General features: G+C 33.4%; 4 protein-coding genes. 2 read left to right on the plus strand and 2 right to left on the minus strand.

Translation table 11 applies throughout. From position 1 onward, the window contains the following. Together WC614_14150 and WC614_14155 are read right to left on the minus strand one after the other, a co-directional pair. Positions 1 to 404: ATP-binding cassette domain-containing protein (locus WC614_14150; protein ID MFA5034146.1), on the minus strand; the 404-nt coding region annotated here is incomplete at its 3' end. 6 nt (positions 405 to 410) lie between these two features. Then, positions 411 to 1,028 (minus strand): TetR family transcriptional regulator, encoded by a 618-nt coding sequence (locus tag WC614_14155; GenBank protein MFA5034147.1) that lies wholly within the window; start codon positions 1,026 to 1,028, stop codon positions 411 to 413. Between the two features lie 214 nt (positions 1,029 to 1,242). Here WC614_14155 and WC614_14160 point away from each other — a divergent pair, with 214 nt between their 5' ends. Further along, positions 1,243 to 1,929, plus strand: a complete 687-nt coding sequence (locus tag WC614_14160) for a diphthine--ammonia ligase (protein MFA5034148.1) — start codon at positions 1,243 to 1,245, stop codon at positions 1,927 to 1,929. 281 nt (positions 1,930 to 2,210) lie between these two features. Beyond that, on the plus strand, positions 2,211 to 2,529 hold a 319-nt coding region (locus tag WC614_14165; GenBank protein MFA5034149.1), incomplete at its 3' end, for an SPFH domain-containing protein.

Consider the following 2,529-nt stretch of genomic DNA (forward strand, 5'->3'; position numbering starts at 1 on the left):
AGATGGCCGCCTAATCCAACCTGCTCTAAAACCTCAAGTGCCCGCTTGTGCTTTTCTTTCGGGGAAACACCGCTGAGCGCCATACCGAGTTCAACGTTGGCAACGATGCTCAAGTGCATAATCAGGTTATAGTTTTGGAACACAAAGCCTACCGAATTGTTGCGATAGGCATCCCAGTCTTTTTCTTTAAAATCTGATGTCTTTTTACCCTTGATAATCAATTCACCGGAATCATAGCGATCAAGCCCCCCAATGATATTTAAACAGGTAGTTTTTCCGGATCCACTTATACCAAGAATTGCAACAAACTCTTTTTCACGAAATGCAACACTGATATCGTTCAAAGCTTTTGTTTCGATATCTCCCACACGGTAGGTCTTTTTAATATTTTTTAATTCAAGCATTGTGTTCTACTCCTTATTTTTAGTGAATCCGCGTTTTAATAACTGAATCTGCTTCTTGTATTTTTGTTTTGTTTTTTCGCAGTCAGAAATATTTAAGAAAACTTCGGCGGTTGCATCTCTACAAATAGAAAACAGAACACTGAGCATATTATCAAAATCATCTTCTTCGCGTAAATCGAGAACATCAAAATTAATGAGAGGTTGTAATTCTTTTAATATTTCTATTCCGGTAGTGTTTTTTGACATTTTGAGATAAAAATCAGTATTTACTTTGATGTCGGCAAATAAATTTTGGCCAAATCTGTTTGCCTTTTCCTCCATGGTAAATTCCATGGCAAATTCAAGAATGTTGTAGAACATACTGAAGATATCGCCATTGTTTATATGTAAGAATTCTTCTATATGTCTTAGCATTTGTTTTTGATATTCCAATAAAATATATTCGAGCATATCGTTTTTATCTGTAAAATACTGATAAAAGCTGCCTCTCGGAATTTCCGCCGTCTGTATAATTTTATTTATTGATATCTTATCAAATGACACCCTCGAAAATTCATCTTTAATGGCACAAACAAGTTTATCTCTCTTTTCTTCAGGTAAATTAAAAAATGTAGCTGTTGGCATAATGCCGCTCCTTTCTATGACAGCTTGTCATATGACAAGCTGTCATTATGCATGACAACATGTCACTTGTCAAGTATAAAATTTGTTATAAAATATACTTGAATTTATCGGTAAAAGAGATTCTATTTAATATTGGCTGGCCCAGATGATATAATCTTCAAAAAACAAAACTTTAAAAAAGATTACATTTAAAAGTACAAGGAGTGATTATTGCATGAAGAAAGTTATTGTCTCATGGAGTGGAGGCAAAGACAGTTGCCTGGCCTGTTATAAGGCAATTAAAATGGGATATAACGTTTCCTATTTACTAAATACTATCTCCAATGAATACAAGCGAGTGCGATTTCATGGAACAAAAGATACAATTATCCAAAAACAGGCACATGCCATCGATATACCTCTGCTGCAAATAGAAACTAATGCTGACTCTTATGAGAAAGAATTTAAGGAAGCTGTAAGAAGCGTTTTATCCGAGGGTATAGAGGGTATGGTATTTGGTGATATTTTCCTGCATATGAGAGAATTTGCAGATAAGATTTGTAACGAACTTGGCATTCAGTCAATCGAACCCTTATGTGGATACAATCCGGAGGAAATTTTACAAGACTTTATAGACTTAGGCTTTAAATCAGTAATTGTTGCAACACAAGCAAACCTTCTTGGTAAGGGGTGGCTAGGCCGGAAGCTGGATAAGTCATTCCTAAAATATATAAAGCGCTTAAAAAGTGTTGATGTCTGTGGAGAAAATGGCGAATTTCATTCCCTGGTCATAGACGGACCAATTTTTAAACAAAGAATAAACATTACAAAATCTCACAAAATTCTTAGAGAAGGTTACCGGTTTTTAGATATTCAGGGGTATCAGTTGATTCCAAAAAATGAGGGAGTTGTTATTAATTAAAAAAATTTTTATCTTTTATAAATTTTGAAGTGTCTACCCCGGGTAGTGACATTTCGAACCATTTTTTAAGGGAAATAATTAAATTTAAAGAATTTAATAATAAATTCTAGAGTTTTATATAAGTAAAAATATCTATAGAAACTCAGAAAATCCTTTCTGATATTACTTTTATATTTTTTATATGGTAAAGTAAATATAAATGGATAATTATAAATTTTCCAGTTAAAAAATTATACGAAATCTTCTAAAATGTCTAATAAATATCACAAGGAGGTATAAAAATGAAAAAATTTGTATGGAAGATTATAGTAGGAGTTATTGCTTTTAGTTTTGCATTAATACTAATACTGAACAGCGTTGTAGTTGTCCAGGCGGGGAATACAAGAGTTCTTACCCAGTTCGGTAGAACCGTCGGCGTGACTTTTAAACCGGGTATTCATATAAAGATACCATTCGTTCAGAATACTGTTAATTATTTAACAAGGCAGGTAACATATGAAACAAGCGATGAAGCTGAAATAAGTAAAGCAAATTATACTGATTATACGGTAGACACAACATCGGCTGACGGCCAGCAAATAAAAGTAAAATTCACTATCA

It is taken from the genome of bacterium (assembly GCA_041649255.1).
Classification (GTDB): domain Bacteria; phylum Hydrothermota; class UBA3073; order JACQXS01; family JAQTXJ01; genus JAQTXJ01.